The sequence below is a fragment of the Ensifer adhaerens genome (assembly GCF_002940685.1).
Taxonomy (GTDB): Bacteria; Pseudomonadota; Alphaproteobacteria; order Rhizobiales; family Rhizobiaceae; genus Ensifer; species Ensifer adhaerens_E.
In genome coordinates, this window is the sequence record NZ_PNFP01000064.1 from 1 (window position 1) to 830 (window position 830).

Here is an 830-nt window from a genome sequence, read left to right on the forward strand (position 1 = left end):
CAGCATGGGCAGCCGCATCATCACCCGCGATGGCGTCGAGATCTATTACAAGGACTGGGGGCGCAAGGACGGTCCGGTCGTCGTGCTCAGCCACGGCTGGCCGCTGTCGTCCGACAGCTGGGAAGCGCAGGCCTTCCATCTGGCTGCCAACGGCTTCCGCGTCGTCACCCACGATCGCCGCGGCCACGGCCGCTCGTCGCAGCCCTGGGACGGCAACGACATGGACCACTATGCCGATGACCTCGCCGACCTGATCAACGCACTCGACCTCAAGGACATCTTCCTTGCCGGCTTTTCCACCGGTGGCGGCGAGATCAGTCGCTATATCGGCCGCCACGGCACCGGCCGCATCGCCAAGGCCGGGCTGATCTCGGCGGTGCCGCCCTTGATGGTCAAGACCGACAGCAACCCCGGCGGCCTGCCGAAGGAGGTGTTCGACGGCCTGCAGGCGGCCAGCCTCAAGGATCGTTCCAAGCTCTACCGCGACATCGCCTCCGGCCCGTTCTTCGGCTTCAACCGTCCGGGTGCAACTGCCTCGCAAGGCATGATTGATAGTTTCTGGCTGCAGGGCATGATGGGTGGCCACAAGAACACCTACGACTCGATTGTCGCCTTCTCGCAGACCGACTTCACCGAGGACCTGAAGAAGTTCGACGTGCCGACCTTGATCATCCATGGCGATGACGACCAGATCGTGCCGATCGACGCGGCCGCGCGGGCCTCGAAGACGCTGGTGCCGCATGCGGAACTCAAGGTCTATGCCGGCGCACCACATGGCATCACCGACACGCACAAGGACCAGCTCAACGCCGACCTGCTCGCCTTCGCCA

The 830-nt window shown here is 64.6% G+C and carries 1 protein-coding gene; it reads left to right on the top strand.

Annotated features, from left to right (window positions below; translation table 11 throughout):
• Nucleotides 1-4 precede the first annotated feature (4 nt).
• On the top strand, nt 5-830 hold an 826-nt coding region (locus C1A35_RS35615), incomplete at its 3' end, for an alpha/beta fold hydrolase (protein ID WP_104668914.1).